The organism is Streptomyces sp. C10-9-1 (assembly GCF_024497955.1).
GTDB classification, from domain to species: Bacteria; Actinomycetota; Actinomycetes; order Streptomycetales; family Streptomycetaceae; genus Streptomyces; species Streptomyces sanyensis.
Genome location: NZ_JANHKP010000006.1, coordinates 54,507 through 67,905 on the forward strand (window position 1 = coordinate 54,507; position 13,399 = coordinate 67,905).

12 protein-coding genes are annotated in these 13,399 nt (G+C 76.4%); 9 read left to right on the forward strand and 3 right to left on the reverse strand.

Features of this window, described 5'->3' with window-relative positions; all coding sequences use genetic code 11:
- Window positions 1-72: 72 nt before the first annotated feature.
- Complete coding sequence (locus NPS70_RS10020) at window positions 73-1,020, forward strand: phosphatase PAP2 family protein (RefSeq protein WP_256523766.1); 948 nt, start codon at window positions 73-75, stop codon at window positions 1,018-1,020.
- A 52-nt stretch (window positions 1,021-1,072) separates the two neighbouring features.
- Here NPS70_RS10020 and NPS70_RS10025 read toward each other — a convergent pair whose 3' ends face one another.
- Entirely contained in the window at window positions 1,073-1,903 is an 831-nt protein-coding gene (locus tag NPS70_RS10025) for an oxidoreductase (protein ID WP_256523767.1), read from the reverse strand.
- Window positions 1,904-2,122: 219 nt separating this feature from the next.
- On the opposite strand from NPS70_RS10025, the gene NPS70_RS10030 reads away from it, so the two are divergent.
- Window positions 2,123-2,713, forward strand: coding sequence for a TetR/AcrR family transcriptional regulator (locus NPS70_RS10030; RefSeq protein ID WP_256523768.1), 591 nt, complete (start codon window positions 2,123-2,125; stop codon window positions 2,711-2,713).
- A 73-nt stretch (window positions 2,714-2,786) separates the two neighbouring features.
- Here NPS70_RS10030 and NPS70_RS10035 read toward each other — a convergent pair whose 3' ends face one another.
- Window positions 2,787-5,777 carry a bifunctional [glutamine synthetase] adenylyltransferase/[glutamine synthetase]-adenylyl-L-tyrosine phosphorylase gene (locus NPS70_RS10035; protein ID WP_256523769.1) on the reverse strand — a complete coding sequence of 997 codons (2,991 nt, stop codon included), beginning with the start codon at window positions 5,775-5,777 and terminating at the stop codon, window positions 2,787-2,789.
- Window positions 5,778-6,074: 297 nt separating this feature from the next.
- Between NPS70_RS10035 and NPS70_RS10040 the strand changes: the two genes are divergently transcribed.
- The 7 genes from NPS70_RS10040 (at window position 6,075) to NPS70_RS10070 (ending at window position 12,948) form a co-directional block, all read left to right on the forward strand.
- Entirely contained in the window at window positions 6,075-6,680 is a 606-nt protein-coding gene (locus tag NPS70_RS10040; RefSeq protein WP_256523770.1) for a LysE family translocator, read from the forward strand.
- Window positions 6,681-7,388: a B3/4 domain-containing protein gene (locus NPS70_RS10045; RefSeq protein ID WP_256523771.1), complete on the forward strand. Its 708-nt coding sequence runs from the start codon at window positions 6,681-6,683 to the stop codon at window positions 7,386-7,388.
- Window positions 7,389-7,422: 34 nt separating this feature from the next.
- Window positions 7,423-8,964 carry a PLP-dependent aminotransferase family protein gene (locus NPS70_RS10050; protein ID WP_256523772.1) on the forward strand — a complete coding sequence of 514 codons (1,542 nt, stop codon included), beginning with the start codon at window positions 7,423-7,425 and terminating at the stop codon, window positions 8,962-8,964.
- A gap of 305 nt (window positions 8,965-9,269) precedes the next feature.
- Window positions 9,270-11,438, forward strand: coding sequence for a PIG-L family deacetylase (locus tag NPS70_RS10055; RefSeq protein WP_256523773.1), 2,169 nt, complete (start codon window positions 9,270-9,272; stop codon window positions 11,436-11,438).
- A gap of 179 nt (window positions 11,439-11,617) precedes the next feature.
- Window positions 11,618-12,049: a VOC family protein gene (locus NPS70_RS10060; protein WP_256523774.1), complete on the forward strand. Its 432-nt coding sequence runs from the start codon at window positions 11,618-11,620 to the stop codon at window positions 12,047-12,049.
- Between the two features lie 85 nt (window positions 12,050-12,134).
- Window positions 12,135-12,365, forward strand: a complete 231-nt coding sequence (locus tag NPS70_RS10065) for a hypothetical protein (RefSeq protein ID WP_256523775.1) — start codon at window positions 12,135-12,137, stop codon at window positions 12,363-12,365.
- A gap of 40 nt (window positions 12,366-12,405) precedes the next feature.
- Window positions 12,406-12,948 (forward strand): GNAT family N-acetyltransferase, encoded by a 543-nt coding sequence (locus NPS70_RS10070; RefSeq protein ID WP_256523776.1) that lies wholly within the window; start codon window positions 12,406-12,408, stop codon window positions 12,946-12,948.
- A gap of 73 nt (window positions 12,949-13,021) precedes the next feature.
- On the opposite strand, the gene NPS70_RS10075 is transcribed toward NPS70_RS10070, so the two are convergent.
- Entirely contained in the window at window positions 13,022-13,204 is a 183-nt protein-coding gene (locus tag NPS70_RS10075; RefSeq protein WP_256523777.1) for an antitoxin, read from the reverse strand.
- Window positions 13,205-13,399 lie beyond the last annotated feature (195 nt).

A 13,399-nucleotide genomic window follows, 5' to 3' on the forward strand; every position in this document is an offset into this window, starting at 1 on the left:
TGGACCGGGTGCGATCCGGACCCACCGGAGGGATGATCAGAGTGGGCCGTGTTTCTGGCAGACTCTCGTCCCATGGGTGAAGCGACCGTGAAGACTCTGGACAGCCGGACGGCGACCCCGTCACCCACGGTGGGCGACGAGGCCGCTGCGGAGTCTGCCCACGGTCGCGAGGAACGCCGCACCGGGTGGTCCCGCCCCCCGCGGTCCCCGCGGCGCCCCAGGATCTGGTTCGAGATCCTGCTGATCGCTGTCAGTTACTGGACCTACTCGCTGATCCGCAACGCGGTACCGGAGCAGCGGGCCTCCGCGCTGCGCAACGCCGACTGGATCTGGGAGGCGGAGAAGGCGCTCGGCATAGCGGTGGAGCAGTCGGTCAACCATGCCGTGAACTCCGTGACATGGCTGGTCGTGTCGATGAACTACTACTACGCGACGCTGCACTTCGTGGTGACCATCGGCGTGCTGGTCTGGCTCTACCGGCGCCACCCCGGCCGCTACGCCGCCGCCCGGACGGTGCTGTTCGCCACCACCGGTGTGGCCCTGGCCGGTTACTACCTGTATCCGCTCGCTCCCCCCCGGCTGATGAACGGGCAGAACTTCATCGACACCGTGCTCGTCCACCAGACCTGGGGCTCGATGGCCTCGGGCAACCTCAAGAACATGTCGAACCAGTACGCGGCCATGCCCTCGATGCACATCGGCTGGTCGCTGTGGTGCGGAGTGATCATCTGCGCGCTGGCGGCCGCCCCCTGGGCGAGGATCCTCGGCGCGCTGTACCCGGTGGCCACGCTGGTGGTCATCGTGGCCACCGCCAACCACTTCTGGCTGGACGCGGTCGGCGGCATGCTCTGCCTGGCCTTCGGCTTCGCCGTCTCCTACGCCTGGTACCGGGCGCTGCCGCACCGGCTGCCGCAGCGGGTGGCGGCCGAGGACGCGAACCGCCCGCGGCGGCCGGGAGCCGTCCGGCTCGGGCGGCTGCGGCACCGGGCCGCCGCCCACTCCGGGGGCCGCCCCGAGTAGACCCGCGCCGCGCCCCCGCCCACGTGGCACCCGGGGCCGCCGCGGGGCGGTGTCAGGCGGGCAGGCGGAGGGCGCGCCGGACGAAGGCGTCGAAGGCCCGGTCGGGCAGCGCGGTGCGGGCGGCGATCATCGGCTTGGCGCCGAATCCGACGGCATAGCGGGTGCGCGGGCGGCGGGCGGTGGCGGCCTTGGCGACCGCCTCGGCGATGACCGACGGCGGCGAGCTGCGCCGCGGTCCGGCCTCTCCGGCCAGCACGTCGGCCATCGCGGACGCCCCGCGCGCATAGGCGCCCTCCCCCGAGGCGGCACGCAGCCCGTCGGCGGCGATGCCGCCCCACTCGGTGCGGATGCCGCCCGGCTCGATCACCACCACGTCGATGCCGAACGGGGCGACCTCGGCGCGGAGGCTGTCGCTCAGCCCCTCCAGGGCGAACTTGGTGGCGTGGTACCAGCCGCCGAACGGCATGGCGAGCCTGCCGCCCATGGAGGAGATGTTGACGACGCGGCCGCTGCGCCGGGCCCGCATCCCGGGCAGCACGAGCTGGGTGAGCCGGGCGGCACCGAAGACGTTGACCTCGAACTGGCGGCGGGCCTCGTCGAGGGGCACGTCCTCGACGGCCCCGTAGGAGCCGTATCCGGCGTTGTTCACCAGGACGTCGACGCCGCCCGCCTCGGCGGCGATCCGGTCCACGCCCGCCCGGAGGGAGGCGTCGTCGGTGACGTCCATCGCCAGGACGTGCACCCCCCGCGCGGCCAGCGGGGCCATCCGGTCGACGCGGCGGGCCGCTCCGTAGACGGTGAAACCGCGGGCGGCCAGGCGCAGGGCGGCGGCTTCGCCGATGCCGGAGGAGGCGCCGGTGACGAGTGCGACCTTGGGAGCCATGGGGAGTCCTTCGTCGGGGTGGGTGGGGCGACGAGCCGGCGGCTAAGGTGAACCGATACTCATGTTTATCATGAACTTGGGTTCATCTTCCTCCGGCCCCCGCGGACCCGCACGTCGGCACGGGCGGCCCCGGCCGCACGAGGAGGGTGAACTACCCTTCACTTCCGGATACCGCCGCGCCGTGCCCCGCCGGGCGAGGCCGAGCACGCGGAGGCAGCGGTGGGACAGGAGGAAGCCATGGACCGGGCCCGGCCGATGCGCGCCGACGCCGTCCGCAACCGGGCTCGGATCCTGTCGGCGGCGCGGGAGCAGATCACCCTGCTGGGCCCCGACGCCCCCATGGACGCCATCGCCGAGGCCGCCGGTGTGGCCGTGGGGACCCTCTACCGCCACTTCCCCACCAAGACCGACCTGGTCGGGGCCGTGATCGCGGAGCACACGGCGCGGATGGCCGCCGACGTCGAGGCCGCCGCCGACCGGGTGGACGGCGGCGCGGGGGCACTCGCGGAGATCACCGCGCTGGTCCACCGGGTCGTCGAGAGCGCGGCGGCGGACCGCGCGGTGAAGGCCGCCGCGCGGGAGCTGGGCGCCACCGGCGGCGCCCGGCCCTACGAGGAGCGCGGGGGCACGGCGATGGGGCGGCTGATCGCCGCCGCCCGGGCGGACGGGGACCTCCACCCCGACGTCACGGTCGAGGACTTCCTGCTGCTGCTCGCCACGGCCCCCACCGACCAGGGCCCGGCGGTGCGCCGCCGCTGGCTGGAGCTCTTCCTCCCCGGTCTCACCGCCCGGGGCCGCCCGACCGCCTGAGGACCGGGCCGCCGGGCACCGGCGCGGCGGGGGGCTGACGGGCCCCGCCGTACCCCGCGGCCGCGCGGCGCCGTCAGGCCCCGTAGAAGAGCTCCTCGACCACCGCGCGCGCCCGGCGGGTGGTCCTGCGGTAGTCGTCGAGCATGTCCCCGGCGTGGCCGGGACCGTAGCCGAGGTAGCGCCCCACGGCCGCGACCTCGCGGCTGTCCGACGGGAAGGTGTCGCCCGCCCGGCCGCGGACCAGCATCACCGCGTTGCGCACCCGCGTCGCCAGCACCCACGCCTCGTCGAGGACGGCCGCGTCCTCCGTGGCGATCAGCCCGGCGGCGTGCGCCGCGGCGAGGGCCTCGCGGGTGCGGGTGGTGCGCAGGCCGGGCTCGGCCCAGCCGTGGCGCATCTGGAGCAGCTGCACGGTCCACTCGACGTCGCTGAGGCCGCCGCGCCCCAGCTTGGTGTGGAGGGTCGGGTCGGCGCCCCTCGGCATGCGCTCCGACTCCATCCGCGCCTTGAGCCGGCGGATCTCGCGGACCGCGTCCTCGCCGAGGCCCTCCACCGGGTACCGCAGGGGGTCGACCAGGTCCATGAAGCGCCGCCCCAGCTCCGCGTCCCCCGCCATCGGGCGGGCCCGCAGCAGCGCCTGGCTCTCCCACACCAGCGACCAGCGGCGGTAGTAGGCGCCGTAGGAGGCGAGGGTGCGCACCAGGGGACCGCTCTTGCCCTCGGGCCGCAGGTCGGCGTCGATGAGCAGCGGCGGGTCGGCGGTCGGGAGCTGGAGCAGCCGCCGCATCTCGGCGACCACGGTGCTCGCCGCCCGCGCGGCCTCCTGCTCGTCGACCCCCTCGCGCGGCTCGTGGACGAACAGGACGTCGGCGTCGGAGCCGTAGCCGAGCTCCCCGCCGCCGAAGCGGCCCACGCCGATGACGGCGAAGCGGGTCGGCAGGGTGTCGCCCCAGGGGCCGGAGACGGCGGCACGCAGCGCGCCCGCCAGGGTTGCCGCCGTGAGGTCCGTGATCGCGCTGCCCACCCGGTCGACCAGCGCCCCGGGGTCGGCCTCGGCGGGTGTGTCCTCGGTGCCGTAGGAGCCGATGAGGTCCGCCGCGGCGGTACGGAACAGCTCCCTGCGGCGCACCCCCCGGGCCGCGGCCACGGCCGCCTCCGCGGTTCCGGCGCGGCCGACCGCGGCCAGCACCTCCTGCTCCAGGTGGTCCCGGCCGCGCGGCCGGAGTCCCTCCGGGTCGCCGAGGATGGCGACCGCCTCGGGGGCGCGGAGCAGCAGGTCCGGGGCGAGCCGCCCGGCGGACAGCACCCGGGCCAGGTTCTCGGCGGCGGCTCCCTCGTCGCGCAGCAGACGCAGGTACCAGGGCGTCTTGCCGAGGGCGTCGGAGACCTTCCGGAAGCCGAGCAGACCGGCGTCGGGGTCGGCGGAGTCGGCGAACCAGCCGAGCAGCACGGGCAGCAGGGTCCGCTGGATGGCGGCCTTGCGGCTGACGCCGGAGGAGAGGGCCTCCAGGTGCCGGAGCGCCGCCGCGGGGTCCGCGTACCCGAGGGCCTCCAGCCGCTGCCCGGCCGCCTTGGCGCTGAGCCGGGTCTCCCCCGGGGCGAGTTGGGCGACGGCATCCAGCAGCGGCCGGTAGAACAGCTTCTCGTGGAGCCTGCGGACCACGGCGGCGTGCCGGCGCCACTCGCGGTTCAGCGCGGTGACGGGCTCGGTGCGCAGTCCCAGGGACCGCCCGAGGCGGCGCAGGTCCTCCTCGCCCTCCGGCACCAGGTGGGTGCGGCGCAGCCGGTGGAGCTGGATGCGGTGCTCCAGGGCGCGCAGGAAGCGGTACGCCTCGTCGAGCTGGGCGGCGTCGACCCGCCCGACGTAGCCGCCCGCGGCGAGGGCCCGCAGGGCGTCCAGGGTGGTGCCGCTGCGCAGGGTGGCGTCGCTGCGGCCGTGCACCAGCTGCAGGAGCTGGACGGCGAACTCGACGTCGCGCAGGCCGCCCGGGCCGAGCTTGAGTTCGCGGTCGATCTCGGCGGCGGGGATGTTGTCGACCACCCTGCGGCGCATGCTCTGCACGTCGGCGACGAAGTTCTCCCGCTCGGCGGCCTGCCAGACCAGGGGGCCCACGGCCTCGATGTAGTCCTCCCCGAGCGACAGGTCCCCGGCGACCGGGCGGGCCTTCAGCAGGGCCTGGAACTCCCAGGTCTTCGCCCAGCGCTGGTAGTACGCCAGGTGGCTGGAGAGGGTGCGCACCAGGGGCCCGTTGCGGCCCTCGGGCCGCAGGTTGGCGTCGACGGGCCAGATGGCGCCCTCGACGGTGGTCTCGGAGCAGATCCGCATCAGGTGGGAGGCGAGGCGGGTCGCCGCCTGGAGGGCCTTGGCCTCCTCGGTGCCGCCCAGCGGCTCCGCCACGAAGATCACGTCCACGTCGGAGACGTAGTTGAGCTCGTGGCCGCCGCACTTGCCCATCGCGATGACCGCCAGCCGGCAGGCGGCGGCGTCCTCGGGGGCGGCGGCGCGGGCGAGGGCGAGCGCGGCGCGCAGCGTGGCGGTCGCCAGGTCGGCCAGCTCGGCCGCCGCCTCGGCCACGCCCGTGGTCCCGCACACGTCGCGGGCGGCGATGGCGAGCAGGCAGCGGCGGTAGGCCACACGCAGCGAGACGGGGTCGACGGCCTCGGCGAGCCCGCGCTCGAACTCGGCGACGCCCGGGTGGAGGTCGGCGGACTCGTAGGTGAGCAGCGCCTGCCAGTCGTCCGGGTGCCGGGCCAGGTGGTCGCCGAGGGCCTCGGAGGAGCCGAGGACGCCGAGCAGCCGGTCGCGCAGGGGCTTGGCGGTCACCAGGGTGTCGAGGAAGCGGCGCCGGGCGTCCTCGTCCCGGTGGGCTTCCACGACGCGTACCAGCGAGCGGAGGGCGAGGTCGGGGTCGGCCGTGCCGCCGAGCGCGTCCAGCAGGACCGGGTCGCCCAGCACCGGGGTCATCTCGGGCAGGGACAGCAGCCGTTCGGCGGCGGACGGGTCGGTGAAGCCGAGTCTCAGGAGCCGGATGAACGTGCTGCTTCTGCGCCCCGGCACGGTCATCCCGTCCCTCCGTCCTCGCCCCGGCCGCTCCGGCGGTCCGGGCGGCTGCCCAGCGGCGGTCCGGACCGTCCGGTCGCACTGGGCTCCGAGCCTAGTTGCTCCGCCCCGCGCGGTTGTGGAGAGGCGGGCTGTCCGGGGCGGATTCACGCGCCGGCGGCCGGCCCGGGGTGGGCGGCCCGGGCGCCGGACCGCGCCGGGCACCCCGCCTTTGGACCAGTGGCCGGGGCACGTTTTGGCCCTGTCCTTCGGACCACCGCCGCACCAGGGTGGAGGAACCTACGACCTCTCGGAGTCCCGTTGAGTATCGCGTTCCTCCTGACCACCCTGGCCGTGGTGGTCACCCCCGGGGCCGGCGTGCTGTACACCCTCACCGCCGGGCTGTCCCACGGCAGGCGGGCGGGCGTGGTGGCCGCGTTCGGCTGCACGCTCGGCGTCCTGCCGCACCTCGCGGCGGCGGCCACCGGTCTCGCCGCACTGCTGCACACCAGCGCCCCCGCCTACCACGCGGTGAAGTACCTCGGTGCGGGCTACCTGCTGTACATGGCGTGGACCATGCTGCGCGACCGCGGCGCGCCGGCCGTCGAGGAGCGGGGCGAGCCGCGTCCGGCGGCCCGGGTGGTCGCCTCCGCCGTGCTGCTCAACCTCCTCAACCCGAAGCCGATGATGTTCTTCGTGGCGTTCCTCCCCCAGTTCGCCCCCCTCGGGGGTCCCGGCTCGCTCGGCGCGATGCTCCGCCTCGGCGGGGTCTTCATGGCCCTCACCTTCGTGGTGTTCACGGCCTACGGCCTGTGCGCGGCGGCCGTACGGGACCGGGTGCTGGCCCGGCCGCGGGTGCTGACCGGTGTCCGCGGGGTGATCGCCGCCTGCTTCGTGGGCCTGGGCGCGCGACTGGCGGTGGCGTGAATGCGGTTCCGGCACACCGCCGAGGTCTGGTCCCTGCACCCGGGGCTCGCCGCGGGGGCGCTCCACGCACGGGGCGTCGGCGGCCCCGCCGACGTGTCGGCGCGCGCGGCGGCCCACACCGCCCGCGCCGCGGCCCGGCTGTCCGGCACCCCCGAGGGCCGGTTCCCCGAGGTGCTGGCCTGGCGGCGGGCCTACGCCCGCATGGGCCTGAGGCCCACGCAGTACCGGTGCGCCTCGGAGGCCCTGCTGCGGCGGCTGCGCAAGGAGGGGGAGCTGCCGCGGATCCATCCGGTGGTCGACCTGTGCAACGCGGTGTCCGCCGCGTACGCGGTCCCGGTCGCGGTCCTCGACGCGGACCGCGTCGCCGGCCCGCTGCTGGAGGTGCGCCACGCACGCGGTGACGAGCACTACACGGCCTTCGGGGGCGGCACCGGGCATCCGGAGCCGGGCGAGGTGACCTACGTCGACTCCGGCGGGCGGGCGCACGCCCGCCGCTGGACCAACCGCCAGAGCGGGCACTCCGCCGTCCGCCGGCACACCGACCGGATCCTGGTGGTCGCGGAGGCCCTGCACGACGGCGGCGCGGGGACCGTCGCACAGGTGATGGCGACGCTCGCCGAGGAACTCGCCGCCCACTGGCGCACCGTCCCCGACACGGCGCTCCTCACCCCCGGGGCACCGGAGTTCGACCTCGGCGGTGGAGGCTGAGCCGCCTGCCGGGCCCCCCGCCGACCATGGCAGCATGGGCCAGGTGAGCGGGGAGCGGCGGGCGGCGGGGGGCACGGGCCGCCCGGCCCCGGACCGGGGCGCCCCCGCATCCCCGGTAGCGGGCTCCGACTTCCTCCAGCTGGACGCAGGCGACGCGCCCGCGGGCGGCAAGGCGGACTGGCTGGCCGAGCGGCTGCGGCAGGCGATCGCCGACGGCCGCCTGGCCGTCGGCAGCAGGCTGCCGCCCACCCGGGTGCTCGCCGCCGAACTGGGACTGTCCCGGGGCGTGGTCACCGAGTCCTACCGGCGCCTCGCCGAGGAGGGCCAGCTCGAAGGGCGGCGGCGCGGCGGCACGGTGGTGGTCGCGGCACCCGTCCCGCCGCCGGCCGCACCCCGGGGCGCGGCCCCGGAGCAGGACCGGGACGCCCCCGGCCCCCGGGCCCTGTTCGCCGGCGAGCCCGGCCCGGAGGCGTTCGACGCGCTGCGCGCGGCCCCCGCCCGCATCGACCTGACCCCGGGACGGCCCGACCTGTCCGCGTTCCCCCGTGCGGCCTGGCTACAGGCCGAGCGGGCCGTGCTCGCCGAGCTGTCGGCCCAGGACCTCGGCTACGGCGACCCGCGCGGCGCCCCGCGGCTGCGGCGCGCCGTCGCGGACTGGCTCGCGCGCAGCCGGGGCATCCGGGTCGAGCCCGAGGGGGTGCTGATCGTCGCGGGCACCGCGCAGGCGCTCACCCTGCTGCATCCCGTACTGCGGGAGGAGGGCGTCACCAGCGTCGCGGTGGAGGACCCCGGTTCGCTCGGCACCCGCCAGCACCTGCGGAACGGGGGCCTGTCCACTCCCCCGGTACCGGTGGACGACGAGGGCCTGCGCGTGGACGCGCTCCGCGCCACGGGCGCCCCGGCGGTGCTCGTCACCCCGGCCCACCAGTTCCCCACCGGCGTCGTGACCAGCGGCGGGCGCCGCCGCGAGCTGCTGCGCTGGGCCGCGGACGGCGGGCTCGTCCTGGAGGACGACTACGACGCGGAGCACCGCTACGACCGGCCCCCCGTGCCCGCGCTCGGCGCGCGGCTCCCGGACCGGCTGTGCTACCTGGGCAGCGTCTCGAAGCTGCTCGCCCCCGCGCTGCGGATCGGCTGGATGGTTCCGCCGCCCCGCCACCGCCGGGCGCTGGCCGAGGCGAAGCGCTTCAGCGACCTGGGCAACGCGGTGCTGCCGCAGCTGGTCCTCGCCCGCCTGATGGAGTCGGGCCGGCTGGAGCGGCATCTGCGGCTGCTCCGCGGCCGCCACACCCGGCGTCGCGACGCGGTGATCGGCGCCGTCGCCGAGCACCTGCCGGGGGCGGTCGTGCACGGCGCGGCCGCCGGGCTGCACCTGACCGTCACCTATGCGGCGGACGTGCCCGACACCGCGCTCTGCGCCGCCGCCCTGGCCCGGGGCGTGAAGTGCCAGCCCCTGTCGTGGCACCGGCAGCTGCCCGGCCGCCCCGGCCTGGTCCTCGGCTATGCCGCCGATCCGCCCGGTCCGCTCGTCGAAGGCGTCGCCGCGATCGGCGCGGCGCTGCGCGGGTTGGCCTGACGCCGAATCCCCGGAGCGCGCGCCCCCGGTTCCGGGGCACGGCGCCACGGGAGCGGCCCGCGTGACGCAGGCCACGCGTGAGGTGCGTCATGTTCATCCCATAAACGACGTCCCGCCCCGCATCCTCGGTAGGTCCGCCTTGACGACGATCGGCGCCGATCGTGTCGGATACGGCCCCTCGGGTGCGTCCGCGGTGCCCCCGGCGGGGCCCCGCCGGGCCTCGCAGGAGCCGGGTCGGCACACCGCACGGCCGGGCCCCGCACCCGTGGGTGCGGGGCCCGGCCGTGCGGTGTGCCGACCGCGCCATGACCCATGTGAACACCGGAGGCACCACCCCCATGCGCAGGTCCGCGCACCGCCGCCCCTCCCCGCACCGCCGCGGCCGGCTGGCCGCTCTGCTGATCGCCCCGCTGGCGGCGGTGGCCGCAGTGGGCGGCTTCTTCGCCGCCGGCGCGGACGACGGGCCCGGGGCCTCCGACGGCTCCGCGCCGAACGGCACCGCGGCACCCTGGGCGGTGCCCGCGACCTCGCTGCCCACCCCGCTGGCGGCGGACGGCACGGTCTCGGTGGTGCAGCTCGTCTCCCATCCGGACGACGACCTCTACTTCATGAACCCCGACACCCGCCAGTCCCTCGCCTCCGGCTCCCGCCTCGCCTCCGTGTACCTGACCGCGGGCGAGGCCGACGGCGTGAACGCCGCGAGCAGCGGCCCCTTCGCCCCCGACGCCGCCCCCTCCGCGGACAAGGCCCGCTACGCGGAGGCGCGGCAGAACGGCATACGGGCCGCGTACGCGGAGATGGCGACGGGCGACCGCACCAGCCCCTGGCGCCGGACCGAGATACCGACGGCCGGCGGCGCGACGGCCGAGCTGAACGTCCTCGCCGAACGGCCGGAGATATCCCTGGTGTGGGTGCAGCTGCGGGAGGCGGGTGCCAGCCAGGGCGACCGCCCGGTGAGCCTGCGCGGGCTGTGGGACGACCGGACCGACCGGCTCCCCTCCCAGCTGGCCTCCGGCTCCCCCGTCACGCGGGACTTCTCCTACGACCGGGAGCAGGTCGTGGACACGGTGGCAGGACTGCTGGAACGGTTCGCCCCGACCCATGTGCGCATGCTGGACCCGACCCCGGGCCGTTCGCCGGAGACCGGCAAGCTCACCGACCACCAGGACCACGCCTACGGCGCGCGGTTCGCGCAGGCGGGCATCGCCCGGTACGCGCACACGCCGGACCGCCCGGCCTTCAGCGTCCAGAACTACCTGGGCTACTCCACCAGCGGGCTGCCGTCCACCCTCTCGCCCGAGGCGGCCGAGGCCAAGCTGCGCACCATGCACACCTACGCGTGGATGGACACCGAGAACTACTGCGGCTCGGAGGCGGGCTGCGGCGACCGGAAGGTGGCCGCGCGGCCCGGCGGCCGCGGCTGGACGGAGTCCGTCCGCTACACCCGGGGCGAGTCGACCTCCTGGGTGCAGCCCGCCCGCGACGGGGGGCTGTGGGCCTTCTCCGTCCTCGACACCCGCCTCGCCGTCTGGCACCGGGAGCCCGGCGGCACCTGGCGCGGCCCCGAGCTGCAGCCCGGGGGCGGCCTGGACAGCGGGGTCGGCTCGGTGCGGCTCCCGGACGGCCGGATCGCGGTGTTCGCCGTCCGCACCACGCTCGGCGCGAAGCCGGAGGAGTACCGGCGCGACGTGGTCACGGCGGTGCAGCGCACCCCGGACGACAGCGCCTTCGGCGACTGGCGCTCGCTGGGGACACCCGAACGGGACGACGCCACCGGGCTGTCCGACATCAGCGCCCCCGCGGCCGCGGTCGACGCGCAGGGCCGGGTGACGGTCTACCTGCGCACCAGCGGCTCCACCCTCAGCTCCGCCGAGCAGCGCGCGGACGGCGGGTGGGGCCCGTGGCGCGAGCTCGGCGGCAGGGACCTGCACGGGGACCCCGTGGTGGCCTCGGACGACGCGGGCCGCCGCTACGTCTTCGCCGGAACGCCGGTGTCCGTCCTGGCCTGGACCCAGTCCGCGCCGGGTGCCCCGCTGAGCGGACCCGCCGCCACCGGGCTGCCGCCCACGACGCTGGCGCTCAACGCGGTGCCGGACGGGGACGGGGTACGGCTGTTCTTCCGCAGACCGGTGTCGGGCGCGGTGCGCAGCGCGCACTTCTCGGGGCCGGTCGCCTCGCCGGTGACCGAACTCGGGGACATCGCCGGGTTCGGCCCGGTCGGTGCGGCCCCCTCCGGCGGCATCCTCGCGGTCCGCTCGGGAACGGGCGTGCCGGGCACGTATGCGGCGGGCGCCGGGGGGACGGGCACGGGAGGACGCTCCGCGGGCGGCGCGGGGGCGTGGACGACCACGGACGGGCCGCTGCTCGTCGGGGCCCCGGCGGGCGCGGAGACGGGCATGGGGGCACTCGGGCAGGACGGCCGGCTGTACTGGCTGCGGCCGGGTCCCGGCGGCGGCTGGCAGCCGGCGGGCTGAGCCGCCTCCCCTCCGGCCCGGGAGGGGGCGGTGGGGAGCCGTCCGGCGGATCGGCGTGTTCCGCCCCGGGCGGGGCGGCGCGCTGGTAAGCCGGGGGCGCGGTGTCCGGCGGCCCCGGGCCCGTGAACGGCCGCACCGAGCACCGGGCGGCCGTCCCCCAGCACCCGAGAGGAACCCCCGTGGACCTGACCCTCGAAGTCGCCCAGGTGCCCGTGACGGACGTGGACCGGGCGAAGGCCTTCTACGCGGAGGCGGTGGGCTTCCGTGTCGACCTCGACCAGGAGGTCGCTCCCGGCATGCGGATCGTCCAGCTCACCCCGCCGGGTTCGCGGTGCTCGGTCGTCCTGATGAGCGGGATGCCGAACCACCCGGAGCAGCCCGCGATGGCACCCGGGTCGCTCCACGCGCTCCAGCTGTGCGTGACGGACATCGCCGCGGCGCACGCGGCGCTCGCGGAGCGCGGTGTCCCCGTCACACCGGTCCAGCACGTCGGCGAGCGGGGCTGGGAGGACGGTCCGGGCGAGGAGTGGAACTCCTTCCTGTTCTTCAAGGACCCGGACGGCAACTCCTGGTGCGTCCAGGAGGCGCCCTCCCCGCTGCCCGAGCGCTGAGTGCCGTCACCGGCGGACGCCCGGCGGGGGCGCTCCGGCCCCGCCCGGGGGCCTCTTCTCGCCGGCCTGCTTCGCCTCCGGGGGCATGGGGTCCGAGCTGCCGGACGGGGAGCCGTACCGGGAGGGCGGCCCGGGCGGCGGACTCGCCTGCACCGCTGAGGAACCGCGCCGTGTCTTCCGGGACCCGGAGGAGGCCCTGCTGCGGCGGACGCGCGACGAGCCGGGGGCTTCGGCGGTCTTCGGCGGGCACTTCCTCCGGACGGCGCTGTTCCGCAGGCCGCCCGCCTCGGCGGCACCGGGGCGGGCCGCCCGATAACGCGTTGCCGCCGTGCGGTCCGGCCGGATAGGAAGCCCGCATGCTACGAGGCAGCACGGTCGGGCTCAGGGCCCGGCACGAGGACGACATCCCGGTCCTGCGGGCCGAGCTCTACGACGACGTGGTCACCGCCTCGCGTGCGGAGAGCGGAGCATGGCGGCCGGTCTCGCCGGGGGCGAAGGACCCGCGGCTCGCGGTGGACGGAGCGGAGGAGGGGCATGTCCCGTTCTCCGTGGTGGAGCTGGACGGCGGCACCCTGGTCGGCACCGCGACGCTGTGGGGGATCGACGACCACAACCGGTCCGCGCACCTCGGTCTGAGTCTGCTGCCCGCCTCCCGCGGCAGGGGCTACGGCTCGGACGCGGTGGCGGTGCTGTGCCGCTACGGCTTCGTCGTGCGCGGCCTGCGGCGGCTGCAGATGGAGACGCTGTCGGACAACCTCGCGATGCTGCGCGCCGCGGAGCGCAACGGCTTCGTCCGCGAAGGCGTGCTGCGCTCCTCGGCGTGGGTGCTGGGCGAGTTCCTGGACGAGGTGCTGCTCGGACTGCTCGCACAGGAGTGGGAGCCGGACGCGCGGACGTAGGCGCCGCCGGGGGCGGCCCGCCGCGGGGCCCGGGCCGGGGCGGCTCCCCGGTCCGGGCCCCGCGGTCCGGGCGTCACTGCGGCGGCTGCTCCCCGCGGCCGAACTGGTCCTTCATACGGTCCTGGGCCGTGTCGACCTGGTCCTCGTACCTGCCCTGGGTCTTCTTGTCGACCGTGTCGCCGGTTCTGTCGACGCCCCGGCCGGCCTGGTCCTCGTGTCCTTTGAGCATGCTCTTGAGCTTGTCCATCATGGACATGGATGTTCCTCCTCGACGCGGTTGTCGACGTCTCTCCAGGGTCGGTGCACCGCGCCCGGGCCGCATCCCCGGGGCACCGGGGCCGCCGGCGGAGCGGCCGGGACCGGGGGCGGCGTGCCCTGTGGGCTCTGCGCACGTCCCGGGGCGATCGGAACCGGCCAAGCTCCTCCCGCGGCCGCCTGCGGGGACGGCGGC

Excerpts from the sequence above, each read along its gene's own strand:
- NPS70_RS10020 (WP_256523766.1), top strand. The coding sequence starts at position 73 with ATGGGTGAAGCGACCGTGAAGACTCTGGACAGCCGGACGGCGACCCCG.
- NPS70_RS10025 (WP_256523767.1), bottom strand. The coding sequence starts at position 1,903 with ATGGCTCCCAAGGTCGCACTCGTCACCGGCGCCTCCTCCGGCATCGGC.
- NPS70_RS10035 (WP_256523769.1), bottom strand. The coding sequence starts at position 5,777 with ATGACCGTGCCGGGGCGCAGAAGCAGCACGTTCATCCGGCTCCTGAGA.
- NPS70_RS10045 (WP_256523771.1), top strand. The coding sequence starts at position 6,681 with ATGCGGTTCCGGCACACCGCCGAGGTCTGGTCCCTGCACCCGGGGCTC.
- NPS70_RS10050 (WP_256523772.1), top strand. The coding sequence starts at position 7,423 with ATGGGCCAGGTGAGCGGGGAGCGGCGGGCGGCGGGGGGCACGGGCCGC.
- NPS70_RS10055 (WP_256523773.1), top strand. The coding sequence starts at position 9,270 with ATGACCCATGTGAACACCGGAGGCACCACCCCCATGCGCAGGTCCGCG.
- NPS70_RS10065 (WP_256523775.1), top strand. The coding sequence starts at position 12,135 with ATGGGGTCCGAGCTGCCGGACGGGGAGCCGTACCGGGAGGGCGGCCCG.
- NPS70_RS10070 (WP_256523776.1), top strand. The coding sequence starts at position 12,406 with ATGCTACGAGGCAGCACGGTCGGGCTCAGGGCCCGGCACGAGGACGAC.
- NPS70_RS10075 (WP_256523777.1), bottom strand. The coding sequence starts at position 13,204 with ATGTCCATGATGGACAAGCTCAAGAGCATGCTCAAAGGACACGAGGAC.